This is a genomic window from Pseudarthrobacter sp. SL88 (genome assembly GCF_026672455.1).
In the GTDB taxonomy this organism is placed as follows: domain Bacteria; phylum Actinomycetota; class Actinomycetes; order Actinomycetales; family Micrococcaceae; genus Arthrobacter.
In genome coordinates, this window is record NZ_JAPPRD010000001.1 from 2,134,169 (window position 1) to 2,160,438 (window position 26,270).

At 60.1% G+C, this 26,270-nt stretch carries 19 protein-coding genes; 6 read left to right on the forward strand and 13 right to left on the reverse strand.

From position 1 onward, the window contains the following. Positions 1 to 364: 364 nt before the first annotated feature. The 4 genes from OVA06_RS09780 (at position 365) to OVA06_RS09795 (ending at position 9,308) form a co-directional block, all read left to right on the forward strand. Positions 365 to 691 carry a hypothetical protein gene (locus tag OVA06_RS09780; RefSeq protein WP_268157924.1) on the forward strand — a complete coding sequence of 109 codons (327 nt, stop codon included), beginning with the start codon at positions 365 to 367 and terminating at the stop codon, positions 689 to 691. Between the two features lie 90 nt (positions 692 to 781). After that, positions 782 to 2,239, forward strand: coding sequence for a hypothetical protein (locus OVA06_RS09785; RefSeq protein WP_268157926.1), 1,458 nt, complete (start codon positions 782 to 784; stop codon positions 2,237 to 2,239). Continuing rightward, positions 2,236 to 3,423: a hypothetical protein gene (locus OVA06_RS09790; RefSeq protein ID WP_268157928.1), complete on the forward strand. Its 1,188-nt coding sequence runs from the start codon at positions 2,236 to 2,238 to the stop codon at positions 3,421 to 3,423. Before OVA06_RS09785 ends, OVA06_RS09790 begins: the two co-directional genes overlap by 4 nt. Continuing rightward, on the forward strand, positions 3,411 to 9,308 hold the full coding sequence (locus OVA06_RS09795; protein ID WP_268157930.1) for a S1 RNA-binding domain-containing protein: 5,898 nt from the start codon (positions 3,411 to 3,413) through the stop codon (positions 9,306 to 9,308). The genes OVA06_RS09790 and OVA06_RS09795 overlap by 13 nt, the downstream gene beginning before the upstream one ends. Positions 9,309 to 9,584: 276 nt before the next feature. On the opposite strand, the gene OVA06_RS09800 is transcribed toward OVA06_RS09795, so the two are convergent. The 4 genes from OVA06_RS09800 to OVA06_RS09815 form a co-directional block, all read right to left on the reverse strand. Continuing rightward, a complete protein-coding gene (locus OVA06_RS09800) occupies positions 9,585 to 10,874 on the reverse strand; it encodes an ISL3 family transposase (RefSeq protein ID WP_268157932.1) in 1,290 nt (429 codons plus the stop codon). Positions 10,875 to 11,269: 395 nt separating this feature from the next. Further along, the gene (locus tag OVA06_RS09805; RefSeq protein ID WP_268157934.1) at positions 11,270 to 11,407 is read right to left on the reverse strand and encodes a hypothetical protein; all 138 of its coding nucleotides are present in this window, start codon (positions 11,405 to 11,407) and stop codon (positions 11,270 to 11,272) included. A gap of 866 nt (positions 11,408 to 12,273) precedes the next feature. Then, a complete protein-coding gene (locus OVA06_RS09810) occupies positions 12,274 to 14,838 on the reverse strand; it encodes a S8 family peptidase (protein WP_268157936.1) in 2,565 nt (854 codons plus the stop codon). Positions 14,839 to 14,843: 5 nt separating this feature from the next. Continuing rightward, the gene (locus OVA06_RS09815) at positions 14,844 to 15,842 is read right to left on the reverse strand and encodes an AAA family ATPase (RefSeq protein ID WP_268157938.1); all 999 of its coding nucleotides are present in this window, start codon (positions 15,840 to 15,842) and stop codon (positions 14,844 to 14,846) included. 330 nt (positions 15,843 to 16,172) lie between these two features. Between OVA06_RS09815 and OVA06_RS09820 the strand changes: the two genes are divergently transcribed. After that, positions 16,173 to 16,934 (forward strand): hypothetical protein, encoded by a 762-nt coding sequence (locus OVA06_RS09820; protein ID WP_268157940.1) that lies wholly within the window; start codon positions 16,173 to 16,175, stop codon positions 16,932 to 16,934. An 81-nt stretch (positions 16,935 to 17,015) separates the two neighbouring features. On the opposite strand, the gene OVA06_RS09825 is transcribed toward OVA06_RS09820, so the two are convergent. The 5 genes from OVA06_RS09825 to OVA06_RS09845 all read right to left on the reverse strand — a co-directional run bounded on the left by OVA06_RS09825 (position 17,016) and on the right by OVA06_RS09845 (position 20,024). Continuing rightward, a complete protein-coding gene (locus OVA06_RS09825; RefSeq protein ID WP_268157942.1) occupies positions 17,016 to 17,276 on the reverse strand; it encodes a hypothetical protein in 261 nt (86 codons plus the stop codon). Positions 17,277 to 17,709: 433 nt separating this feature from the next. After that, positions 17,710 to 18,405, reverse strand: coding sequence for a hypothetical protein (locus OVA06_RS09830; RefSeq protein ID WP_268157944.1), 696 nt, complete (start codon positions 18,403 to 18,405; stop codon positions 17,710 to 17,712). Continuing rightward, positions 18,371 to 18,922: a competence protein CoiA gene (locus OVA06_RS09835; RefSeq protein WP_268157946.1), complete on the reverse strand. Its 552-nt coding sequence runs from the start codon at positions 18,920 to 18,922 to the stop codon at positions 18,371 to 18,373. Before OVA06_RS09835 ends, OVA06_RS09830 begins: the two co-directional genes overlap by 35 nt. A gap of 326 nt (positions 18,923 to 19,248) precedes the next feature. Next, a complete protein-coding gene (locus tag OVA06_RS09840; protein ID WP_268157948.1) occupies positions 19,249 to 19,467 on the reverse strand; it encodes a hypothetical protein in 219 nt (72 codons plus the stop codon). Beyond that, positions 19,464 to 20,024, reverse strand: coding sequence for a hypothetical protein (locus tag OVA06_RS09845; protein ID WP_268157950.1), 561 nt, complete (start codon positions 20,022 to 20,024; stop codon positions 19,464 to 19,466). The genes OVA06_RS09840 and OVA06_RS09845 overlap by 4 nt, the downstream gene beginning before the upstream one ends. 555 nt (positions 20,025 to 20,579) lie before the next feature. On the opposite strand from OVA06_RS09845, the gene OVA06_RS09850 reads away from it, so the two are divergent. After that, positions 20,580 to 21,560, forward strand: a complete 981-nt coding sequence (locus OVA06_RS09850) for a competence protein CoiA family protein (RefSeq protein WP_268157952.1) — start codon at positions 20,580 to 20,582, stop codon at positions 21,558 to 21,560. Between the two features lie 450 nt (positions 21,561 to 22,010). Here the strand turns inward: OVA06_RS09850 and OVA06_RS09855 are convergent, their stop codons facing one another. The 4 genes from OVA06_RS09855 to OVA06_RS09870 form a co-directional block, all read right to left on the reverse strand. Further along, complete coding sequence (locus OVA06_RS09855; RefSeq protein ID WP_268157954.1) at positions 22,011 to 22,889, reverse strand: hypothetical protein; 879 nt, start codon at positions 22,887 to 22,889, stop codon at positions 22,011 to 22,013. A 799-nt stretch (positions 22,890 to 23,688) separates the two neighbouring features. Continuing rightward, positions 23,689 to 24,303, reverse strand: coding sequence for a hypothetical protein (locus OVA06_RS09860; protein WP_268157956.1), 615 nt, complete (start codon positions 24,301 to 24,303; stop codon positions 23,689 to 23,691). Then, positions 24,303 to 25,025: a hypothetical protein gene (locus OVA06_RS09865; protein ID WP_268157958.1), complete on the reverse strand. Its 723-nt coding sequence runs from the start codon at positions 25,023 to 25,025 to the stop codon at positions 24,303 to 24,305. The genes OVA06_RS09860 and OVA06_RS09865 overlap by 1 nt, the downstream gene beginning before the upstream one ends. 555 nt (positions 25,026 to 25,580) lie before the next feature. After that, the gene (locus OVA06_RS09870) at positions 25,581 to 26,045 is read right to left on the reverse strand and encodes a hypothetical protein (RefSeq protein ID WP_268157960.1); all 465 of its coding nucleotides are present in this window, start codon (positions 26,043 to 26,045) and stop codon (positions 25,581 to 25,583) included. Positions 26,046 to 26,270: the final 225 nt, after the last annotated feature.

Here is a 26,270-nt window from a genome sequence, read left to right on the forward strand (position 1 = left end):
GCTTCAATACCTTGATGACACGACCGTCCGAGGGAAACATGACGCTTTTTGCGAGCCCTCCAACCACCCGCAGGCCAGTATGGCAAACTCTGTCGTAAGCGCACGAGTGCGAGACCGCGGAGAAGGGTGGACCATGGCCTGTGGCAATAACCACATCTCGAGAGGGTCCCTTTCATCCCCGCCCGTCTCGCCAGCTTCGAGTGCGGTCGCGTTTTTGCAGTCCGCTCGGGGCGCTGCTAAGTCTTCCAGACAGGAGTTGGGGGATCGCGGGGAAGCGCTCGTTGCCGAGTTCCTGGTGGAATTTCAGCAGCACTCGCTCGTATATCAGCACACCCCTGGTGAACGGCCACAAGGAGTGGACGTAGTGACTCTTGATCCAGAGGGTCGTTTGGTCGTTACGGAAGTGAAAGCCACGGGTGCCAACAAGCATCGTGCTCCGAATACGACTCAGAACGTCGCGGACCATCAGCTCGATCCGCAGTGGACGTCAAAGAATCTCAACCAGACCGGACACGTATCCGTCGGTCCTGTAGCCGTGGGGCCGGAGACTGATCAGGTGTCCCGTCAGCTCGCTCAGTTCGACGCCGTAAGCGGAACGCTGTCCTTCTGGGACATCTCGCCGGATGGTCGGCGCGACGGAGGAGATCCGGCAGAGGTCTGGGACGTGCATGAAATTGAGGACCTAGGTTGACGAGACGGCTGAGCGTGGCGGTTGTCCGCACCAGCCCGATTAGGGCCACACAACATATGTCACAAGCTTGTCAAGGCGGGTGTTCCGATCTTGCCCGGTACTGAGGAGTTATTCAAATCTCTTTCTGAAGTCTACGCGCGCCGTTGGAGCGCTGGAGTTGAAGCGTGCTTACTCCGCCCTCCCGGAACCGACTCTCGACAGAGCTACCTCGACGCCCTGGATGTTCTCGTAGGACACGAACTGCCGCCTGATTTTTTACCCCTCGCAATCGTCGATGCAGCGTCAGTGGCGTGCGTGGTGCTCAATAACCGTGACCGTTTCCGGCGCGGAGACGTCGTGCGCTACTTCAGAACTGATGTGCCTGCAGACGCGCAGGCGTCGAAGCTTGACGTAGATCCCCTCCTCTACGTCAACTCACTTGAGGAAGAACTCAACGCCCGACAGTCCGGCCTGCGGAGAGTCCTAGATCAAATCGGGCCCGCGTACGAACGCAGCCATCTTGAGCAGGAGAAGCGACCGCGCGATTTCGTCGTTCGACCCGTCCGTGTCGCCTGCCAAAATGTCATCGTTGCTCTAGGTGCGATCGCTCATGACTCGAGTTTCGACGGCCTGTCGGTCCCAGCCTGGCAGACTTGCGAGGTACCACACGTCGCTACGCACGAGGCCAACCGAGCGCTTGCCGCCCTCACTTTGTGTGATGCCTTCCAGAGCGGAGGCACAATGGAGATTCGATTCGATCGCAAGACTCGGATTCTTCACAAAGGCCATCCGCTCGACTACGAGGGCCACCCCGAGAAGGCAGTACCGGCCAGCTTACGTCGGTTTGGTCGCGCCGTTGGCGTCGAGCTTGGTGCGGAGGACCGCGCAGCCATTACGCCACGCGAAGCCCGCGAGCTGTTTCTAGCCATCACCCCAATGCCAACCGCATTGCGCGCACGAGTTGATGACGCAGTCCAATATCAAGGGATCCCACCAGAACGTATCTGCTTTCTCCTCCTCTCTCAGGTGTGGCGCGAAGTCGAGATGGACTACCTGCTCGCGGCCAGTGGCCGCACCGCATCGATCTTGAGCGGCGGCGCTGAGTGGCCCGATCGCTTTGCGCGTCAGGCCGAGTCAGAGATGTGTCGAGGCGCCGTCAGCATCGGCATGCTGTTTCGCCGCCTGAATTCGACGGACCGAGCTGCTGATGACAAGTCGGTGGTGCGAGTGGTCGAGGACAGTACAAAGGGCGTTGACTGGGAAATTCATCCCGATGAGGCCGCAGTTACTTTCGTCGGTCTTGATCCCACCGATCGTGTTCCCTGGACCTCTGGGTTGTCGAGCATCGACATGCTAACTGTCTTCCCGCGTACTGCAATCACCTTGGAAGCCCTAAACGAGGTGGCCAGCTCTGACCTCCCAGGTCATAAGGTCTTGCTGGTACCAGCAGACGCCCCGGCGCCGCCCCCAAGGCTGTCCGTCACCGTGTTGCGCTGTCCGGACCGCCTCGCAGACATCGACAAGTCCATCGAGGACCGCCTGCTCAAGTCAAGGATCACCCGCGGATGAGCACCGAGATTGCGTGGATCATCGGATTGCCCACAGACACCCCCTACCTTGATCTTGTCAATGACATTCGCTCTGCTGCCAGCCGTGCAAGCAAGGCAGATCCAGGCGACCGGCTCGACATCGCACGATTCGAAGCATTGGCAACCCGGCTCGAACAAGCAGCGCTGAACCATCCCGGCGCCCCACGCATGGCTGTATCTCTCCCTGAGAGTGGACACACGATGCTACTGGGGACAGATCCGGACACTTGGTCGGCCAGTCTGCCGCAGGATCTCCGCCAGGCCGCGAGTTCGCTCGTTGCCATGAAGCTCCTCCCGGTCCTGGTCGTCAATCCCCACACATATGGCATCACGAGCGCTCAGATGATTGGGCCGGCTGAGAGCCCAGCGAAGACGTGGGAGGCCGAGGATGGTGTGTCCGGCAGTCGAGCCGTCGAGGCTCGGTTCCGCGCCCAAATCGCCGAAGCACTCACCCGCGATGCCACTCGCCGTGTGCCCATATCGCCGAGCGGCATCAACAACGCCGTAGTCACCGAAGTCCTGCGGGAGTTCGTCGAGGCCGCACCAGGCACCGTTCGCGTGGACGTCCCGGTGGAGTATCGCGACGGATCCAGGTCCGCACATCGTTTCCCTCTCAGGGCGTTGCCGCTCGTTGCAGAGCTTCCTCCTGCGTCATTGGAACTGAAGCTCGCACTGCTTTCCATAAGGCACACCGAGATGGATGCCGTGGTGCACGGCGCATGGCTCCGTAATGCAGAAATTTCCCGTCCCCGTCCAGCCGCCCAGACTGACGACCTGGTTTATGACATCACCCTCCGACAACTCGAGGAAGTCTGCCGAAAAGAGCGCCACGTGCGCCTGAGGATTTACCAAACGGGCTTGGAGACGGCGGTCGTAGGCTTCTACCGTGCGCTGACGACTCACTTGCTGAAGTTTCCAGGATCACTGTCGGTGCAACCCATGTACTACGTGGCGCCCCGCAGGCCGCGAAAGGAAGCCGGGCAACAGCAGCTCAGCAACAATGGGCCACGCTCTGGGAGATCCGGCTTGGGCAACTCGCCCCGTTCCCAGTCGCGCAATTACGTCCACGCAGATAACAGCTCTCACAGGTCTTCACCCCAAGCACCGAAGGTGTTGATTACTGAAAGCAGCACGTTCAGAAAGGGGTCGGTGTGGTCGACCTAATCAACAGTGAAAGCCCGAAACGCGGCATGTCCGCATCACATATGCGAGCTTTCACATGCAAGGACTGCCAGCGAGATATTGAAGGTCTGCAAGAGGAAATCGCCACGCTGGAGGCGAGCGGCGAAGGAAAAAATCAGCTCAAGACGCTGCGGGCGACGCTCCGAACGCGGATGGACAAGGCCACATACAACGAGAACTGGGCAAAGAACCTAGTTGAGCGGGGCGGCTCTCGCTCTGACCGGTGCAAGGACCACCGGCTGAAGCACCGTGTCAACATCCAGGGTTTGGCGGTCGCCTACATTGATCTAGAGACGGTCGGCGAGGTCGCCGACCGTGCCAACCCGACCGGCCCGCTCGGCGGGCTCGGTCCGCTGCCTTCCGTCCACGAGGAAGTCGAAGGAACGTCATACGACCTCCAAGAAGTCCGTGTCGGCATGACCGACAAGCACGTCGAAGAGATGGTTGAGAAGCTTCGTGAGAAGCAAGTTCTAATCGTTAAGGCGGGCACGGGAACCGGCAAGTCCACCTTCGCCCCCTACCGTCTGATGGACCCGCCTCCATCCACCCTTACGGATGTGCCAAGCGGGGCGCCATTCGCGAAGCTCACCGACCTTGGCCCAATCATTGTTACCGAGCCACGCGTTCAAGCCGCCGTCGGGGTCGCCTCCTTCGTAGGGGGTGTGATGTCCGGTGCTGGTGGCGTGGGCCCCGGATACCCTGTCGGCTATCAGGTGTCCGGAGATCGCAACCATGACGAGGCGTGCGAACTCATCTACGTCACGGACGGCACCATGATCAACTGGCTTCGTGAGGGTCGTCTCAGCCGGATCGGTACGGTAATCGTCGACGAAGCACATGAGCGCAGCACGAACATTGATTTCATCCTGGGGTACCTCAAGCGAGAACTACCTCGTTACCCACACCTGCGCGTCATCGTCACGTCGGCCACGTTCAATACAGATTTCTACCTTGAATACTTCGGCGGGTCAGCGAACGCCAACGTAATGGACGTCCCCCCAGAGAAGACATTCGGATACGGGATGCCGTTCTTCCCCAATCTGGACGCCCCAGAGGATGGCGAGGATGACGTTCTCGAAAAATGGACCGACAGTGCACTGCCACTCAGCTTGCAGATCCCCCGTGACGAGCAAAGCTTCATCCGCACTCATTGGAAGACCCAGTTCGCCGAGCCGCTTCGGTTCCCAGAAGACGTAAGCAATGAGGCAGACGATGGGTACACCGAGGACGTGTGGCAAACGACCCGACTCATCTCCAGCCTACGGTTTGATGGGAAGATCCAAGCCGACCAGTGGCAGGAGCGTATGCCCGCCGAGATGGCGAAATTCGTCATCAAGCTCGCGCGGGGTTTGGACGAGGCAGGAGTCTACGGTGACATTCTGGGGTTCCTGCCAACAAAGCGGACCATCGAGCCAGTCTGCGAGGAGATCGAGAAGGTGCTCGGACGCACTTATAAGGACCAAGTCTTCCCTTTGATCTCCAGCCTGCCGAAGGACCGGCAGAAGAAGGCACTTGCAAAAAGGAGGAAGGGCGATCCCCGCAAGATCGTCATATCAACGAATCTTGCCGAAACCTCCCTGACAGTGGAAGGTGTTCGATTCGTCGTCGACAGCGGCATCATCGCCCAATCCGAGTGGGATCCGGAACTGGCCAAGGGCACGATCCCAACCAAGCCGCATAGTCAGGCGGGCATCAAGCAGCGTTGGGGACGAGTGGGGCGAAAGGCACCGGGGTGGGTCTTTCCGCTTTACACTAAGGCACAATTCCTCGAACTGGCCGAAGACACTCCTCCTGGATCAACCAGGGACAATCTCGAAGCTCTCGTAATGACTGCCAAAATGGGTGGCATCGATGACGTGCTCAATTTCGACTGGCCTGCATCGTTCCAGCCAACCACGGTGGTCCTTGACGAAAAGGCAACTCAAGCGCGCGAGGTGTTCATTAGGGAACTACACCGAGCCGACGGAGCCCTGCGCACGGGCGGGGCCGTGGATAACGAGGGCCACCCTACTTCGTTCGGTAAGGAGTTGGTGCGCTTTCAAGGGCTCGGGTCCACGGCAAGTGCCCTAGCAATCCTGTATGCCGACCGCCTCGCCTGCATCCCTGAGGTCGCGACTGTCATAGCCCTTTTGGAAGACAAACGCCTAATCGGTCAGCGCGGACTGCTTCTCGACGACTTCGACTGGCCAGACGAATGGCGGCTGGAGGCCGCGGAGCGCCACCGAGGTTTCGCATCAGTCTGCGAGGACGAAGCAGAACTAGTTCTTCTCATCGCGGCGGCCTGGGAGAGAGCAGATCCAGACATGCCTCCGTGGGAGCATTCCCCTGCCCGAGAGGGCTGGGCACGAATGTGGTGGGTAAACCACCAAGTACTCCTCGAAGCCGCTCAGAGACGACAGGAAGTACTAGCTGCCCTGGCACCTGCAATGAAGGAGGAAGTCAAGCGATTCGTCGAGCCAGCCCTTATTAACCGAACCCGTGGGGTCTTGACGCGCGCGATGGCCGCAAACATTTTCATTGGTGGCGAAGGCGGCCGCTACCAGCCGGCGAACACACCAAAGGTCCCATCTTCCGCCGAACAATCACCACCGGAGGTTACTCCACCCGTGGATGCAGATGAGCCAGTCACCGCGCCAGCTCCAGTAACCGCGCCGGTAACCTCACGCGTGTTCAGATTCGAAGAAGAAGCGTTGCTCAAGCCTCGCAGCGAACACGTTGTCGCTCTACGGCGGAGGGAGTCCAAGCTCGACAATCGCATCTCCTCCCTGGTCATCGCCCAAGATTGGGCGATGAACCAGCCGGAAGAGCACCAGCCGTCTAGTGTCGTCGATGCGATGCGCATGCTAATCGCTGCATCAAAATATGCACCTGCCGAAGCGGCCAAAAACGCAGCGCTGCAGTACATCGAGAGCTGGCCGGTGGGTCAACGCATAAAGCTCGAACTGGAAAACGTTGGCGCCGTTACAAGGGGCAAGGCCCTGACATTTCCAGTGCCCCCGTTTCCCCGACCCAAGACTCGCGAGGAGCGTGGCGAGAATCCCCTACGTCGCCGTGCGGCCCCCACCCGAATCACTCTGGCGTCAGACGAAGACGACCCGGCAGGTGCATCAGACGATATCAAGACTGACATCCGCCTCCATCCCCGCCGTGGATACGACGATGAAGGCGCATGGAAGGCCGAACTACTCGAAGCTGATCGAGATACTGCCACGCTGCAGGCATGCGGCCAGTGTTTCCCCTGTCGTGACGACCGTCCCGAAGACTGCGAGCGACAATCTAACCCACCCGAACCTGGGCGCCGCGAAGACATGGTTTCAATTTGGCTCGAGAAGGCCAGTACTGGGACGGACGTCTCGACTCCCCGGATCCAGGTAGACCGTGGGTACTCGATCGACTCCCACGGGTGGTATGAAGTTACCGGCTATCAGCGCGACGAGGACGGTTTCGTCGTCACGGTCCGCCCGGACTGGCGTCGTGGCCAGATGGGCAACGCGGGTCAGCACCCAGACCTCAAAGCAGGCGACCCAATTGAGGTTAGCGTTGGCCAACCGCTAAGGCACCACGGCGGCTCGCTCCGCGCTTTCGATCGGCTCGACGGCATGGGCCGGTTCATCCTCGCAGAAGCCCGCGGCCGATATGACGACGAGCAAGTCCGGCGACGCGAAATCGCCGTCAGTTTGGACCGCGGCAACGTCCTCCTGCTCGAAAGCCTGGTCCCTGGCGCGCTTGTGAAAGCAACAGCGGTGCCCGCACGCGCAGAGGGCACTTTGACCATCACGCTACTCGAGCTACTTCATCAACACTGGTCCAAAGCACAAGTCGGTCGTGGTGTGAGAAACGAAATCCTCGACAGATCACGGCGAAACCAGTACCACGAGAAGGTATACCCCGCTCTCGTGGAATCGCCGCCTAATCCGAACGGTTACGTAACGGCCCGCCTGCTCCATCAAGACAGTTCAGTAGGAATCCTGCACCGATTCGACTTCAGCGTGAAGCCGAAGCAGCAGCAGAGGCCCGACCAATCTGAGGCTCCCAGCGATTCTGATGCCACAGGCGAGACCCCACAACTCGACGTGGGCGACCCCATTATGCTCAAACTTGGCAGTGATAAAACTAGCCTGGACGTCAGCGGACTCAGTGCCGACAAGCTCCGCGATATAGAGTCCCACCAGGCTGGGCAGATCATCATAGACGGCCTGCCTAACGACGATGATCGGAGCCACCCCTACCCTGCCAAAGCGAGACGGAGGAACAAGGCGAAATCACCGGTCGGTGTTCAGAAGGCAACAAACCGCAGGCAAACACAGGACGGCGATGATGAGGAAGTTCTCGCCCCATCCGGAACGCTCGTGTTCGCCAAGACAGAAAAGCCCCTTTCGCGGTCTGCAGCAGCGGCCCTGGCTGAGCTGAGTGATGAGCCCGACTGGCCGAACGAGGTCTGGTCGTTCTGGGCACGCACCCACCACCTACGAGTCGATAATCGCACCCCGTTCATCCCGGGCACGCTTACCGAGCCGTTTGAGTTTCAGGCGTCGGTCCACATCGAAGAGACAACACCCCTCGCCCAACGGCAAGCGCAGATCACCGCATTCGCCGCCGAGCACCCCCTGCATAGCGTCCTTGAATGTATCGTGAAGTCGCTTTCCAACGGAGGCGCATTCGTCGATCTCGACGGGCACATCGAGGGGTTCATTCCGACGCAAGAGCTGTCATGGGGAAACCGTCTCAGGCATCCCGACCAAGTCGTTACCGTGGGAGACAGACTTCGTGCCGTGCTCCTAGACGTACCTGAGCTCCAGGGCAAGCCGAGGCTGTCGATCAAGGCTCTCACACCTGACCCATTCGAGGCATTCAAGAATCGTTTCCCACCGGGAACACGTACTTCGGGCATCATCAACGGACGCATCGAACACGCAATCTTTGTCGATTTGGGGAACGACGTCGATGGCTCGATTCACGTCTCCGAACTCGAACACCTTCGCCTACGTACGGCAGCAGAGTTCTCCGAGATCGGCGCCACAGTCGAGGCTGAGATAGTGGGTTTCGACGACAAGGCCCGCAAGGTAGTCCTTTCGCGTAAGAAAACACTCCCGCATCCATATCACGAGTACAAAGGCCGTCACGCTATAGGTGACAGAGTCGAAGGACGCATCGTGCGTGCGACCCGCACCCACGTCTACGTTGAGCATTCAAACGGCGCTACCGGAGCGGTCTTCGCAAAGAACATAGTTCACGGTGGCGTTGACGATGCCTCGACCGTGGTCACGATTGGCGAGAAACTCACCGCACAAATCATCGAGTTTAAGGACGAACGCTTACAAGTGGAGTTGTCGGTGAAGGCACTCCTTCCGGAGCCATACCCTGCCTTCAAGTCGACGGTGCCCGTCGGCACCTCGGTCACCGCTGTGGTTACCGGCTTTAACGACTCCTTCGCCTACGTCGCGCTCCCTGGCGGAGTCAGCGGTAGCATCCATGTCTCTCAACTTTCGCCGACACGCATTGGCAAACCGGCCGATGTGCTGCAGAAGGGCCAGACGGTAGCCGCAGCCGTCATCGGGTTCGACGACCAGCGTAAGAAGGTGCAACTCTCGCTCCGCCAATCGTCCAGCACTCCGGTGCAGAGTGTGCCGCAGGAGAGCAGGCCTGCTCCTACGACGTCCCGGACTGCCCCTGCCCGAACCCAAGTAAAACCTCCACAACGCTCTATGGTGGCGGAGGGCGATACCGTAGAGGCAGCCTTGGCCGACGCGTGCCGACAACTTGGCATATCGGCAGCGTCCATCACTTACGAGGTTCTGGACAAGGGCGAAAAAAAGAGGTTGTTTCGTGCGGCGCGCCCCGCGCGCGTGATGGTCAGGGAAAGGTAGCGGGACATCGAACGGCGAGGAGCCGACATCCGATGAGTCGGCGAATGTCGATACAAGCCGGGCGGTTTTTCGCTGGCACCCACAAGGTGCACGAAGTGTTCTACAAGTTGAGCTACGATCTCGGACTTCCTGTCCAAGGACAGAACAAAAAGATCTGGAAGTCGAAGGACTTCACGTCGGCGCTCGTGGACTGCATGGCCAGGGCGACGCCGAAGCGTAAGAAGGCCTAATGTGGCTCTTCGCGGTTCGTGGGGAAACGGGTCCCTGAGATAAATGTCATGCCGCCGTCCGGACGGCACTTCTCAAGAGAATAACCGATTTGTAATTGGCAGGGTTGCGGTAGCCGCGGGCGGTGCGTTTGATGTTTTTTATCGCGGTGTTGTTGGCCTCGACCTTGCCTGTCGTGGCGCCGGTAATGATCAGCACTTCGATCTCTTTCCACCACCGGCAGACGGTTCGGTAGAGCCTGTTGGTCTCGGGCCGTGCTGCTGCCTTCACCAGTTCCTTGAGTACTTTCTTGGCCGCGGCGGCGTCTTCCAGGGAGCCGGTACGGAGCAGGGCCCGGAGCTGTTCTTTGACCTGCCAGACCGCCTGGAGGGTGCCCGTGGGGTCGTCCAGGGTGAACACTTCCTCGAGCCGGAGGGCGGCCCGGCAGCTGAGTGTGTCGCCTCCCCGGAGGAGGAGCATGCGGTGGGCCCAGGCCTTGTCGATGGCCCTGCCGCGGCGGCCCTTGACCTGCTGGGAGAGGTTCTGCCTGGTCTCAGTCATGACCTGGTTGGCCAGGGAGATCAGGTGGAAATGATCAACCGCGACCGCGGTCCGTGGAAGCCACATCCGCAGCGCTTTGCGGAACGCCGCCGAGGGATCGATCGCCACGACCTGCACCGCCAGCCGCCACTCCAGGGGCCGGGCGAACAGCCATTCCCCGACGCCCTTGTGGTCCCGCCCGTCGACGACGCCAAGGACCTGACCGGTGTCCAGGTCGACGATGGTGGTCATCCATGGTTCGAACCGGGTCCACGTCTTGGTTCCCGGGTCCTGGAAGTAGCGCACGGACCGGAACCGGTGTTCATCAATGCCGAGCATTCGAGGGCTGAGCTTGTCCACGTCGGGCAGCTGCAGCAGGCACGCTTCAGTCACCGCGGCGCGGACCATCCACCAGGACACGGCGAAGCCGGCCGCTGTTTCCGACACCGCGCGGCCGCAGCGGATGACCGCGTCCACGAGTTGGTCCCGCAGTCGGCCCGTCGAGCGGGCGCGGGGCGGGACTTGGGGCGTGGATTCAAAGAATGAGAGGCGGTCACACGCTGGCTCGTCGCAGTACCAGCGGTACTTGGACCAGAGCACGTCCACCGTGCCAGCGACCGGAATATCGCGGACCCGCTGGAGGCGGCGTTCCTTTCGCCGGGAGGCGATGACTCCGCAGCTCGGGCACCCCGGCGGGTGATTGGTTTCGATGATGACCTGCCGCCGGCCGGCGGTGATGGTGGTGGAAATGACGCGGTAGTCGGGCAGGTTGAAGAGGATGGTGGCAGCGTCGGCTGCGACCCCGGTAGGCTCGATCAAGGCTCGTGGTCCTGTTCCAGGTTGAATGCTAGACACACTCATCCCAGCAGGGCCACGGGCTCCTTTGTCTTCAACGACACGAACTCAATTCCCCACCAACCGTGAAGAGCCCCGTTACGACCTTATAGCTGGCAGGCTCGTCATCGTCCGAATGCAACTGCCGAGACAGGACAGCAAATCCGCGCAGAGCTTCCTTCGGCGGTCCCCCAACTTTCAGCTCTTCGACTTGGTCGTCAACAACACTGACTGACACCCTGCCGGCAGTATTGATAAGGCTTTAGCCTGCCAGTTCCTGGCAAACTTCAATGTAGCTATAGACCGGCTCAGAATCCCTACCATCCAGTGGTTGCGGCAATGGGGGAACAGCGCTGGATCGGGAAGCCCGAACACGTAAATCATCCTTGCCCACTGGAACAGAAAAGCTTGAGGGTCGCCGGACAACTCAGCATATGGCGGGAAAAGCGCGGCCGCGCTTCCTCCAGCATTCGCAACTCGTGTTCATTCAGGTCGTATTCGGCTTCAGGCTCACCCATGACCAATATCCTAGCCATGCCAGCTGCACGTCTTAGTATCTGAACCATTACCTTTACATACACTTCCGCTGAGCCGGCAGAGATTGCCTCCGGCATTCGCACTCTTGCCGAAAAAGCTGGCATTTTGATCGTTCCAGGCGCAAAATTCGAAGGCGAGGGTCACATCGCGCGCAGTGGCGGTGACCTTCCCCCAGCTGAGGCTGTGACTTACGGCGATACGTGGCGGCGTTCTGGCGGCGCTATTTGGCGCATGAGCTGAGTCTGCAAGGGGATCGCTCACCGGGCGCTGCTGAGCGCCGCAGAGCTCATAGGGCCAGGGCGGTCACCGAAACTTGCCCAAGCCACAATTACGGCAACCACGATGGCCACCAGCATAAGAGCAGCGATAAGAGTTCCGCGAGGTTTCATACCCGCAGACTAACTGGCGTCGCAGCACACTGGGCGTGCTTTATCGCCTAGAGCGGGCCGCAGGGCCCAGCCTCGTCAGCGTCACCTCAATCCGTGTTGAAGCGACAGCTGCGCTCGGGGGCCGAACAGCCGGTGACTTACCGATAGAAACGAATCCACCGGAGAACATCCATTTGGGGTTGGCTGCGGGGGCCCTTCAGATTCAAGCCCGTGCCGGTCACCTTTAGCTGAAGACCGGCTAATTCGGCCCTTGCCGCTCAATGTTCAGCAGCTTAGCGAACGAAATTTCTCGATCAGATATGCCGGTCGCACGGTCGACGCTGTAGACAATCTGTACACCTTCGAGGTGGTCAGGGGCGGGGGGCCGGAGCACGGTTGATGCCATATTGGGCTTTCCTAAGCTCGTCGCCGTGCAGCACTCTCGCTTTGGTCCCTTATGGCGAAGCGTGAAGAGTCCTCTACACCTCGATGCGGGTTGCGATCTGCTGTGCGACAGGTGTCCAGAGGTCAACGTCCACCTCTGGTGCTTCGATGCTCACCACAAGCGAGTAGTTCACGCCGTCGCTGCTTTTGTCCATGTGGGGCCGGTTCTTCCACCAGCCAGCGACGGGATAGACGACGACCGCTTCTTTGCTCGCCAGGTCGACGGCCGCTCCTGTCCAGATGTCAGTGTGCAGTGAGCCAGCCGCTGTCTGTTGGTCTCGTCCGAACAACCATCCAGTCTCGGTGTTGAGCGTCAGTGGTTTTTGTCCGTCATCCCGAGCTTGCTTGTTGATTCGCTGGCGGAACGCGTCGATGCTGTCTTCGGGGCGCTTCATCGCAAAGCGCAATCCATGCGACGGGTATATGTAGCGACCGGTCCATCCACGGCTGGAAGGGTTCGGCTCAACGAAATACGAAAGGGTTACCCTCAGTCGGACATTTGTCTCGCCGAGCCCCGATAATTCTTGGATAGGCCACGGAAGCTGATGGAAGTTCATCTCTCGAGCCTTGCCACTACTGGACTGACCTTCGCGTTCATAGGGATGGATCAATGCTTCATCCACCAGGGTCAATGCGTTGGATGCGCTTCGGGTCGCTCGTTCGAGGCTGGGCACTCCCATCCCGTACCGCCGCAGGAGGTTGACAGCATCCTTCTTGGTTGGCGCGGCGTCGATCCGCGACCACATCGCATCGGTCCATTCGGCCGAGTGGACAACCAATGCGCGTACGGTTTCCGGCCTGAGGTGCGGGTAGACCATACGAATATCCGCGGCGATCGCTGCAACTCGGGCTGTAGCGGCGGAGGTATCGCGCGTCGTCGTGAAGAATCCTTCGCCTGGGCGCTGCATGCGGGTCGTAAGCGTAGCCAGGTTTTCCGGGGTGTCGACTCCGGTGCCGTCAGGCGTTCGTGCGAGGTTTCCGCCTGGAGCAACAACATCCGGTTTGAATGGCCATCGCTTCTGGTCGAACGACACTGAAGTGCGACTAGTTGGTGACAACTCGCCGCGCCTAGCCACCGGCACATAGCCACGGAAAATCTCGGGCGCGTGGTGCATCGCATCGTGCTCGGCATATGCGCCGACGGTGAGCGCGTTCCATGACTGTGAGGGGTCTTCGACAGCCTCGGCATCGCTGCGGTCGAGGTGATCATCCTTCGCTTGGACATCCCGGATGTTTCCTGCCGAGATCACGAAAAGGCGAGGAGTGGGTTCTTCATCACGGTCGAGGTAGGTGAACTTCGCGGCGGTGTCGTCAATGGCGCGTCCGAACGCGAGAGCATCCACTGTCGCAGACCATGCTGTTGGCTTACCGGATTCCTGTTTTGGGCGATCTTGGACGCTGGAACCCGGATTCGGTGCGGCGGCGGGAGCAGTTACTGCGAGCATGAACACGCGAGACCGATCGCGGTCGGTGATCTCGGGCTGGTCTACGGCGCGGGCAGTAACTGCCCCGTACACGTCAGGGTCGTTGTCCCCGCTATCGGGAAGAATCTTCACCGATTCGAGCCGGTGCCCGAGCTGGATGCGGTGGCTGGATGCAATCGCCTCGTGGAGGTCGCCATAGAGTGCCAGTCCAGCCATCTCCGTGCCATGCGGATGAATAGTGATGTCTTTGCGCCAGCTGGTCTCTACCGCGTGGAGGTCATCTGATGCCAGCGAGTCATCGAGTAGGGGGTGGCCAGCTTGTACGCCCCGGTCCAGAATGCACACAACCGGAGCACCCATTTCGGCGTGGTCGACACGCGATTGGAGATCGCGCACCCACTCCCGCTGTTCGGAGGCGGAAAGCCCCGGGACGAAGGATGAGACCTCGTGAGGCCGGCGAAGCTCAGCGATGTCGTCAATGCTTTGGAACGTCGTGGCGAGCTGCTCGGCGGTGGCCCGCATGAGGATCACCGTACGGTCGCCGAACCCGAGGTAGTGGTCGCTCGTACGCAGTTCATGGTCTCGGGCGTATTCGGCAAGGCGCTCCTGTTCCTTGCCGTCCGTCTTCCGGAGCCAGATTTCCCACCATCGGGGTTGCCTCGGGTCGGCCGGGAACTCGTCGGCAGGGTCCGTCCAGAGTTCGCGGATCGTTGCCCGCCGGATGGAGGCGATCCCTTCGATCAGCGCCGCATTACGCGGATTGCCGTCCGTGGCTTCGGCAGTGGACACGTACTGCTCGAGCTTCTTGAGGAAGAATTCCTTCTTCCCTTCCGGGATGAATACCGTCGCGTTGAAGACGATGCCGGCTGGAGTGGCCTCTTCCTGGACCGCCACCAACTCGGGTTGCGTACCCGAACGGTGAGACTCAAGGCTCTCTAGCGCGAGTTCCAGCCCAGGGAAGGACGCGAACGTAACGTAGGTACCTTTTGGCTCCGTGTCCTCTTCGGCGGGGGCCGTCCACGCAGTCTCGAATTCAGAAGTCAGTCGTGTTCCGTGGGCTTTGCGGTCACCGGGGAAAGCCGGTTTGTCCCCGCCGCCCCCAGGGCCAGCGAGCGTGAAGGGTTCAGCGGAAGGCGGCGTGGGCACAACAATGTGCGGGCGGTTTCGTTCTGCCATACCAGTTAGTTAATTCCCTCAGACGAATGCCGTGCTCGGGGGCGCTCTTCGAGCGCGCTGATGAGATCGTCGGTGCGTACCCGGGTGCGGCTGCTGAGGACACTTCGCTTCGCCGCGTTCTCCGCTGCCGTCGAGACCTCGGCGTGGCTGAGTCCCCGTGCTGCGGGGACGATGCGCGCCCAGCTAAGGTTGCTGATCTGGAACAAGGCGAGCCGGTTCCGAATCACCGATTCGACGATCTTGTCGTCCGGAAGCGTAAAGTCCATGACGGTGTCGAAGCGACGGAACAACGCGTTATCGAGCAGACTTGCGTGGTTAGTTGCGGCGACGATGACACTTTCCGAGGCGTCTTCTTCGAGGAACTGAAGGAATGAGTTCAGAACCCGGCGGATCTCCCCCACATCGTTCTGCGCGGCACGGTCACCGCCGAGCGCATCAACCTCGTCGAAGAGGTAAACACCACGGGTTTGAGCGAGTGCATCGAAGATGAGCCGCAGCTTCGCCGCCGTCTCCCCCATGAATTTGGTCAAGACAGTGTCGAGCCGGATCGAGAACAACGGCAAACCGAGCTCCCCTGCGATGACCCGCGCCGTGGAGGTTTTCCCGGTCCCTGGCGGACCCATAAGTAGCAGCCGCCGCGCAGGTGTCAGACCGTGCTTCGCGAGCGCGTCTCGCTGGCGCTGTTCCAGGAGGACGTGCTGCACTCTCTCAGCTAGCTTGTCGGTGAGCGCAAGGTCGCCGAGACGTGCTTCGGGGTACGAGACGTTCAGTAACGAGCCGAGTTCGCCCTTGGGTTGTGCGAACGGGACGATCGACGCTACACGGGCGGTGTTCCCTGCGTGTTCCCGCAATTCGTTGACGAGGTCGCGAAGCTCCTGAGCAAACTTCGATTGTCCGGCACGTGCGGCTTTGGCGGCCACTTGCATCGCGACCGCGTAGAACTGGGGGTCGTCACCATCGCCGTGGCTCTTCACGAGTGCTTTGACCTGATCGTTGGTCGCCACCTGGGACCTCCTCTCAGCGCGCTCTGTATGCCTCCCGATCTCTCTAGACAGATTCATTGTAGCCCGGCACTGTCACCATTCGTGGGCGACCAACGCCCTGCCGGTTGCATGGCTTCGGGCCCAGGCCTGAACCGAGGGCACCTTGGTACCCTACAGATGCCAGACCGCCGCCCTACAGTAGGCCATCCGTCTCCATGTGGAAACATCGACCTTTCCACTGCCGTCAACGGCGCCCTAAACGTTTTCGGCTCCGAAGCGCCGTTGACGAGCAGCTCAGCCCGTAGAACTCCTCCCAAGGGATGGACTCTCTTCTTCTGACAAGATGACTTCATGACTACTCTGTTGGAACCAACCCGTGAGCTTCGACGATTAGCCACTCGGATCGACTTTGCCCTAGGGCGATACCTAAGCGTGCGTGGGAACTCGGCCCTCAAATCAGAATTCGAGGCCCCACGCCACGGCTGGACACTGAGCAACCTTGCACTCCGCCACGCCGAGGCGACGCTCGCACTGGCCAAGACGGACATGGTTCTAGCCCCAACAGCCTGGATCACCGCACGAGCCGCGCTGGAAAGCGCTGCAAAATGTCTATGGCTCCTTCAGCCAGACGACGAGTGGCAGAGAGAATCGCGATTTGTTGCGTTCTTGACGGAAGGAGTTCGTATCAAGCGGGAAGAAACAGAAGGCTTACCCCACATCGTCGCTCAGTCCGCGTCAATCGAGGAGTTGAGAGACGGCGTCAAAGCTAAGCTGCTCGAGAAGCGCGTCGATGTGCCGGACGTTCCCTCCATGAAGAACATCCTGCTTGCGGAAAATCTGGGGCTCGCCCAGTTCTATGTCTTGGCATCTCAGTACACCCATGCCGCAGAACTTGGCACGAGGTCCTATCGCAAGGATCTTGGTACCAAAGCGATCTATGGCGAGTTCGTCGCGGCCAAGGACTGGATACAGCCCATGTGGATTGCCTACTCGTCGTTTCGGGTCACGGCCCTGCGATTGATTGACCTTCAGGGAGAAGATCATGGCGAAGATCTTGACCTTGCCGACCGCCAAGTTAGTGAAGCTCGCGACGACTTTCTGGCTGCACTCTAGAGGGACACAAGTCGCTATGAGGCGAACGACCGAGGTCTGCGGATGGTGGCCCGATCTCCGGTCGTTCGCCTAAGCGCTGCCTTAGCGACGCGACAAATCGTTCCAGTGGTACGTCGACAGCGCATCCTCGATGGTCCGCTCAGGATTGCCATGACCGTGACGTGACGGGTCATTGGTGACGTAGGCATGCACGCTAAAGCGGTATTGGCCGCCGTCCGGGCGCTCATAGATTTCGACGGTGATCTCTTCCGAGCCCTGGTAGCCGGTGTACTTACCTACCAGCTCGTAAATCTCGTCAAGCTGCGCCCACCTGGCGATCTGCTCGATGATTTCCTTGCTCAAGTTTCCCCTCTTTGGTGTTGTGCGAGTGCTTAGACTCTATCGGTCCACCCGTAGAGTGCTTACGAACATCGAGCGACATGGAGGAGTATCTCGAGCAGCTCGAGACCTGTAACCGAGCCACGCTCCAGACCGTCACCGCCGACGACCCCACCTGAGCAGCAGTTCTACGTCGTGTTCGACGGACAGCACGAGGTAAAACGCATCGAGGCGGAGATCGTCCGGGACCTGGGGGAGGGATACCCGGCGTCGTCGTCAATGGCCCGTACACCGTCATCCACTTTTTCGAGGTCTCCGATGACCACCGGAGTTCACCCCCGCTTATCGCTGAAGCCGTCCGAGGGGCTGAAGGGCTTAAAGCCCACGCCGCCGTGTCTGCGCGGTGACCCCCGCGGAATGCGCCCCGGTGCCGGCGGGCGAACGGGACCAGGGAGCTCTACCGCCGGGGGGTGGTGGACCTCTCGCCTTTTCGTGGGAGCCGATCCAAGCGGTCTACGAGCAGCTCGGAACTGAAGCCAAAGTAGCTGCCAGTCCCGTCGGGGAACGCGGGGCTGTCAACCGTTGGCACCTCCTGGCTGCACTGGCCTTTACCTCGATCAATGCACAGATGCAGAGGTCCACGGGCGTCCGTCCGGAACGGCACGGCAAGACGGCGGTGAACAACAAAGGTCCTCCAGCGCGTACCGCCGTAGGCAATCGGGTTGTCTCCCGAAATGACCCCGCAGTGGGGGCAGCAATAGGCCAGGTAGGTCTTCTCCGCCGGCTTGCTTTTGCGGGTGATCAGCTTCGCCGCGCGGGGAAGATCCACCTGATCGTGCTCAAGCCACGGCAGGACCTGGTCGGCGATGATGCGTTCAATCCGGTCCTGCAGGAACATCCGGGATTCGAGGTGGTACACCCCTTCGATGGTTCCTTCCAGGCCGCAGCGCGTCTTAACTTGCAGGTCTTCAAGGCGCCAGAGCGTGAACCATTTCCCGCAAGCCTTGCGCCAGCACTTCGTCATGGCAACGTCCATGGAATACGCCTGGACGTAGGGTTCACTGTGGGAGCGGTAGTCCCCTCGGAGGATGTGCACGACTGCGTCCTCGAAGGGCAGTTCAGTCCTGCTGTAGCGGTCCAGCGTCGTACGCATGGGAATGTGCCACTCGCCGGGGGGCTCCCCCGATGGTGTGGGAGGGAACGGTCCCTGCGTTGTCGGAGTTCTTCGGCGCCACGAACCAGATGCTTTCGACACCGTCCGCCTCGTAGCGTTCCTGGCGGCGAACGAAGTCCTCGCTGCCTTGGCGCGACCATTGCACCTCCAAGGCGATCCGGCGCTCCCCTTTGGTGACCATGACGTCGGCGATCCAGTCGCGCTGTGGCGATGGCACCTCAAGTTCAGCTTCCCAGCCGGCGGCCTTCGCAGCCTTGACGAGAAGGGATTTCAGTTCGAGATGCTCGGCAGTTTCCCCGCCCTCGTGCATATCGCAGTCTGCAGCCTTCTTGTGGGCGAAGAACTTCAGGCCCCGAGAGGAGACTCTGGCCGATCCCGGCTGGCCGCACGACATCAGCAGGGGCTCGCCCGCGCGGTAGCGCTTCTTGAGGGAGTCCCACTCGTCCTGGGTCAGGTCGATGGAAACGACACGCTCTCCGGCTAATGTAGCGACCAAAGGCATGCGCTCCTCCATCTTTCCATGCTGATTCACCCAATGGAAACACGGGCGGGGCTGAGTCGTCAGAACTTCAAGATAGTGGCGCCATGATGACGCCGTCGGTGACGAGGCAGCCGACGACGCCCACAACGAAGAGGAAGTGCATCCAAGCCGCAAGCGGTATCCCCGTCGGTGGCCAGCTCGCCCCAACACTCAACCCCGAGAGTCATCGAAATTCGGGGCAGTCCGCTGAGATGCGGGAGTTGAAGAAGCGGCACCGGTTGTTGGAGCAGGATAATGGGATGCCGCACGGGTCATGCACTCATCGAAGCGTCAGACGTCGATCACCCACCCTTAAGCGTCATGAGCCTTGCAAGGGAACGAACACCATCGGCGAACTGGTCGAACTTCAACTTGATGTGACCGTTCTGCAGGCCGCCCGTGCTCCGAACGAGTTCATTCGCCTTGAGCTCCAGCAATTCATCCGGCACAAAGCGCGGAATTGTTCGACTTACCCAGGGGCCAACGATCTGCCTCTTCGCCTCTTTCGAAACGGTAATCATCGGGAAGGAATAACGGCCACGAGGGCCAGAGCCGAGCCCGTGTCCAATTCGCCAGTGGTAGGTAGCTCTGCATGGGTGAGCTGACGAGCTCGCGAAAGAAGCTTTTCTAGGTCTTTCGCCGTCACTCTCCGACTGGGCCAAACGCCGACGGTTCTCCCGACAGTGCACACCTGCGCCATTCCCAGCTCAACGCCAAGCTCAAAATTCGCAGCCTTCGAGCTGCCTAGACCGGCTCCAGTGAGGTTCGCAGATCCAAGGAAGCCGCGGCTTCCAACAAGGAACGTTTTCGCGTGCAGCCTTTCAACGTGACTGACGTTGACACCGTTCTGCTCTAGGTGAATCAGGCCTTCGATGGAGAGGTAGCCGTTCGCTACCGCCGTCGGGTCTAAGCATGTAAAAAGATGCCACTCGTAATTTGAATTTTTACAGACGTCGACCAACCGCTTGCATACTTCGGCAGACACATAGGGACTAGCCAGGATTACATCGCCGTCGACGTCGTCGATAGCCTTGTACAGCCAATCTGCAGCGTTGGTGTAGACCAAACCTTCACTCATCACGATGACGACCCTACGGTGATTTGCAGGGAGTTTCGGGATTCGGCACGACCGGGACAACTTCAGGCCTGAGTGAGCGACAAGCGCACCAAGCTAATTCACCTCGACGAGGCATCGATGCTCCTCGGCACCAAACGTAAAAAATGTCAAGCTTTGTCAACACTCAAACAAGAAACAGGCGTCTGACCTGGGGAAACACTGTGCCCGAGGTGGGACTCGAACTACATTCCAACCCTTGCAAACACTGGGAACCGGCGAAAACATCGGGAATCCGGAGCAGTTCGGCCGAGCTCCTCCCCAGTAAGAAGCGAGAAGCGTTGACATTGTCAACACCCCCTATTTCAGTATTGAACCCGTTCCAGGCCAGCATCGACTTCATGGCTTCCGACCACGTCGATCCCGGAACGGCCCCTACCAGTCGGCTCTCCATACAACGCCGCTACTCCCCACGTCTCCCCCCGTAAAAGCTTCTCCAGAGTCACGCAGCAGTTTTGGATCTTGTCCTGCGACGAGTCTTCCCGCCACCTTGTCAGCCCCGGGACGCATACTGTCCCCATGATCGAGATCCGTCCGCTGTACCCGCGCACCTGGGAGCCCTCTGAGCCCCTCGTCGCGTACAACAACGCAGACAGCACCGTTGTCGCAGCCGCCGAGATGACCCGCGGGAACAACTCGTTCTACGACCGTTACGGATACCAGGGCTCCCAGGACATTGTGTGCGCCGACTGCAAGCAGGACGGCCGCGACGTTCCGGTCATCCTCGTCGACGCCAAAGGAAAGCGCCTGCACTTCCGCCACAAACAGGGCGAAGCGCCCGCCGGCCTGGGCCGGCACGGGGAGACTGCTGAACATTTGCGCGGCAAGCAGCTCATCAGGGACTGGGCACGAAACCAGCACCGCATCCTCCCCTGGTCCGTCGAGGAAGAGTTCTGGGTGACCGGTACCAGGCTGCGCAGCGACGTAAAGGCTGAGCTGGCCGACGGCCGGCACCTCGCCTTTGAAATCCAGCGCAAGACCTTGGACTGGAAAGACTGGGACCGCCGCCATGGCGGGTACCAGAACGGCGGCGTGCACGATGTGTGGCTGTGGTCCCCGGACGTTCCCGATCCGCTTCTGGACCTGCCCCTGACGAGCGTTGTGCTCGATATGGAGCACGATTCGCTGGGAATCTTCATCGTTAACTACGGCGGCGGCTACCGCCACCCCACCGCCGAGAAACACCTGCGCCCGCCCACGCACTATGCGGCCGCGCCCCTGACGGAGTGGAACATCTCGGCTACAGGCGCCCTGGTACCACCACTAGAGATGACCGAGTACCTCGGTGACAAGCCCGAGCATGCCCGGCGTCACCAACTCACGATGCACCGGGAAGCAGTCGCGAGGGAGCTTAGGCCCTCGGCAGCTCCTCCGCTGCAGCCCCGCGTCGTCCTCCCCGAGAAACATGCCCCCTCCGGCGGCTACGAGACGCGCGTCGATCCTGTGGAGCAGCAACGCATAAACGAGGCGATCGCTCGCATTTTCAACAGGGAAAGGTAGGCGGAGGCAACACCTGCATGTTCGCCCTATCCCAGAGACCGACGTCCCCAAGGCGCGGTCTTCAGAGCCGCGGCGGTGTCTCGAATGCTGTCGTCTTTCAACACACTGGGCACCTGTCTCATAACTAGAGATGTGTACTCGAGCTTCGCCACAAGGTCATGAAACATAGTTATGAGAATCGCGCTTGCCATCGCGTGTACGAGATCCGCGCAAAATCCTGTGTCGGTGCGGGTCATACGACTGTCTGCCCGCTGCGACGTTTCGTTTCCCAAGGGTTATGCGGCGGAGCCTTCGGGCCTGTCGTCGGAATTTTGCAGGATCTGTGCCTTGGAGGGTTCCTCTGAACACCCCGAGTCAGAAGCTTGGGATCTGAGGAGTTTCTCGTTCTCGTCTTGATAAGGGATCCATAATTTATGGGCACACAAACCTGCCCGGCCGGTAGGGAAGCACCTATGCGTGTTCTACAGGACCGCAGTCATCATGGGTGGCTGCTGGCGGGTAATCAACATACTCAGGTCCCTGCTTCATGAACCTCGTGCTAAAGGTGTACACGTAAGGTCCGTGTTTCGGGGTGGTATTGGTGAGCCGTTGCTGTCGTGTTCTCACGGTGTACTTATTCACCATGCCCCTGACCGCTTCCGTCGCAAGGTAATAGTCAATGAAGGTCGTAACCCAGCCCTCAAGGTGTGATCTCCTGTATCTCGGTTCGCCGGCTTTCCTGACTGTGAGGACTCGGGTGCCTATTCTCCTCAGGTCGTTGAGGGTAGTTGTTTCGTGGTAATTAGGCTGCCTGTACTGCTGAAAGACTTCATGCATGGGGTTCTGATTCTCACGTTGGAGGCACACCTGCAATTCCATGGGCAGGTCCTGGGCGTAGGGAATGATGTCAGCGTATGCGGCTTCTGCCTGACCGAGACGTTCAGCAATATGTGCTTTGATTGCCGGGTTGTCATTGACTGCCTTGAGAACTTTCCGTAGATGCTCCTCGCTAATCCTGCGCGGAGGGCATTCAGCGAGGTATTCAAGGTCCCGGATGAGATCCATGCCGTTATTGGCTATCACCCTCAAGGGGTGGCTGAGGGCGAGAAAGCGGGATTGTGCTTTCTTCTGTGCAGGCAGTACCACCACCAGCAGATTGAAAAGGTACGCACCAATGATGGCGAGGGCTAGGTCATACGCCAACGGCAGTTCGGTGGGCTGCATGGTTCCCGGTTCTGCCACGGGTTTGGCTTCAAGGCTCAGCCAGTAGGTCCAGCCCACAACGATGAGGGAGATACCGAAAGCTACATGGATGCCCCAGTGTGTCAGCAGATGCTTAATTCGTTCCACCGGTTGAGGTTCCCCATCTAGATGTCTCGAAGTCTCTCTGCGCCGCAATTGAGCGGGAGTGTGTCAGATGCTGGGGGAAAAAATCGTGATTTCCCCGCTGGTTAACGCTTGATCCATGCACTCCCCAACCCGCATTGCATCGATTTTTGATCATCCTGCATCCAGGCGTATACCGAGGCGGGAAGCAGGCATGTCGGTGCTCATTACGGCACCTTATACGCTTGGATCGTCCTCGCAGGAATCCATTGATTCAAGAACGGGAAAACTAACACCGACGCTCCAGCGGTCGTCGGCAGAGGTGGCGTGGGGGTAGTCTGCTGGCGCAGCCGGCACACAAGCGGTCAGCAGAATCACCAGTAGTGGAGTAGATGTCTGTCTCCGCGTGAAGCCCCCTGAAAGCCAAGAGCCCGTACGCCTAACTCTATGGAGTACTAATTCGCCCGCCCATCCTCTGCGAATCGCACGGGGAAGGAACGGGCTCCAGTGGATCTGCCATCGGATGGGGAAGCATCCTGGCATCCGAGGCTTTGCCCTTGAGACTGCGACTGTGGTCGCGGGGCTGCAGTACGTGATCGAAGATATCAGGCCGGAGCCTCATCTATATATCGTCAAAGGTGTCGAAGCGCTGCCCCAGCAGCGAATGAACGTATCCCGTGTGCGGCTCGATACTTGGGCCGCCTAACCAACTGGTTCAAGCGTTGTTAGCACTTGCTACTTAGGCCGCGACCCCTTCGAGGGCGGAAGCGAGAACTGGCGAGGGTGATGGCAAAGGCATAGATCACTCGCTACTCAGCTAGGGCTAGAGACGATACCCGAGGATAAGGGCCAACCTGTCCTGCTGCTGCCGGACGGGCCCTAGCTCCCAATCGTCCTCCTCCCACTCACCCACCAGTCGGGCACTGTACGCGTCATAGCCCTCATAGGCGGCTGCCACCAGGACGTGCCGCTCATCGACTGTCAGGGGGTCCATCTCCGGATCAGGCTTCCTGCGCGTCAGGAGGTTCGCAGCCCGACTGACGATCCGATGTATGTCGAGAATTTCTGTTCCGTCTCCCGCAGGGACACAGAGCGCGCGCCTGTCACCCTCCGGCAACTGTGCGATGGCGTCCAATACCTCGTTTAGTGCTGATTCGGCTGTTTCAAAGACGTCCTCGATGTCGTAGTTGCCATCCTGCCCGCTAATACAGCCGAGTTCGGCGGTTCCTGCCGGAGTCATACGGTATGAAACGGATGCCGCGCCGGGGACAGCAAAGCGGAGGTCGCTCAGTGCGACGGCCAGCACATTTGCCAATTGCTGTTGCCGGAGGATCCGCAGCTGGGCGGCCAGAAAGACCTCCTGGTCGTGCCAGCGTCGGCGATGGGCGTCAAGGACGGCATAGGGGTCATGTGCTGGGCTTAGTGGTTGGTTGCTCATCATCGTCTCCTGCTGCGAGCCCGGTCGTCCGTTTTGAGCAGGCCTAATGCGTAGGGGTCGTCAATCCCGGAGAGAGCTAGATACTCAAGGTCGTAGGTGTCATCTCCAGGGAATGCGAGGCGCCTGAGCAACCTGCCCTTCTCTTCTCGAGCCCGCAAGACTGATGACCTCATGCTGTGTCCAAAGTCTTCCAACTCGTCGTCCGTGTAGTCGAATGACTGGAGGACTCGGAAGCGTTTGCGACGCAGGGAGCTGTGGGCGATGGCACGCCGCTCGGTGACGGAGGGGGCCGAAGCATCTCCAATGAAGGAGTTGCACTGCCGACACGCAGGTACAGTGAGTACGTGCCTGCGCACTGCCTTTCCCGTGTAAGTGACGGGCAGGAGGTGGTCACGGCTGTCTGCGTATTCACCGCAGTACACGCACACACTGGCCGGATAAAGGAGGCGCTGGGGGCTGCGGAAGATCATGTGCTTCACGTCCAGGCATGATGTGCTGCCGCAGGTGGTCTCAACCCAGCACCAGGGCATGACTGTAAGGCCAGCCGCAACGGCCGTCAGTGCAGCCTGTTCCTGGTATTCCTCCGGGTCCCCGGCCCAGGAAGGACCTGGGCAGAAGCCGCCAGTATCGTCCAGTTCGTTTGGCTGTTCAACCTTGCCATCAGTCTCGGCCGGTGCGGCCACATCGTGCCAGACGAGCTCGTACTCCTGGGTAGAGGTCACTGCAACTGGTTGGGGACGTGGCTGGGCTGGAGGCGGAGCCATCCTTTCTGTTGGGACTGCAGCAGCTGCCGCAGCTTCTTCACGCAGCCGCAGTGCTTCCCGCACCAGAATCTCTACATAGTCGGGTTCGGCAGCGGACCGGGCTAACCTAGCCGCTTCGTAAGCGACATGCTGCAACTCGGAGTCGAGCCCCTTATTCAGTCCCCCACCGCCGTCCGTCTGTGCTGCCTCCGCATGTCGCTGCTCAATATACCTCCAGTCACGCCGGTTTCGGGCGACAGCCGGTGAAACCGACCGGGGCCAGTACTTCACCTGGGCCTACGGGCCGATCGGCGCCGCCCAAGAGCCGACAATGCGAGGAGTACACCGACTCGAAAGGCCACCCTGTCACCCGCGCTGAGCTGTCCAAGCTGCGGCAGGAGCTTTGGGATGCCCAGCGGAAACTGCGGAACCAGATGACCAGGCGACGGGAGCAGCCGGCTGAGGAAAGACGACACCAGCATTCAACCGGGGCGCCTTCGCTTCATACCAGCATGCCAAACCGTCGATACGGCTCTACTGAATCGGCCCGCTGTCGACGCCCACAATGACGTCCTCGCCCTCGGCCAGAAGCTCGGCTATCTGGATGAGATAGTCATCCGGAAGACCGTGGTCGCGGGCGCGGAGGGCTGTCTTCAGGTCCGCGGCGATGTCCTGTGGGTCGTCGCCGTTACGGTCGCCGAGGGACTTGATGGCTTCGTTGATCATCCTCTCTTTGTAGGCCCTGGAATCAAGCGAGATGTGCATCTCGACGCCGCCTTCGGAACTCGGGCGCTTTGAGCTGGTGACGATGCTGCCCTGGTCTGCCTGCCGCTCTTTCAGCGCTGTGTAGGCAGCTTCATGTTCGTCTTCCATGAGGCCTTCTTTCCGGAGCGCCTCGTAATAGCCCAGGGAGTCCTTGCCGTGGGCCCAGGCGAGGAACGCACGCCGCGATACGTCCTTCATCAGTTCATGGATACCTGAGTTATCAAAGTCCGCCATGGTGGGCAGTCTAATGGGCGACGATCAGGAAACCGGGTTGACATGCACGATGACCACCTGGACGTCCTTCGAGCTGTCATAACGGAGGTCATATGTGATCTGGAGATAGACGTGTCCCTCAGTTCGTTTACCGCGGAACGCTAACGAACATCTGGGGCGGGCGGTCCTGCTCTGTAACATGTGCGTAGCGTGCCCGTCCGAGGGAGTCCCAGAACTCGTCGGCGC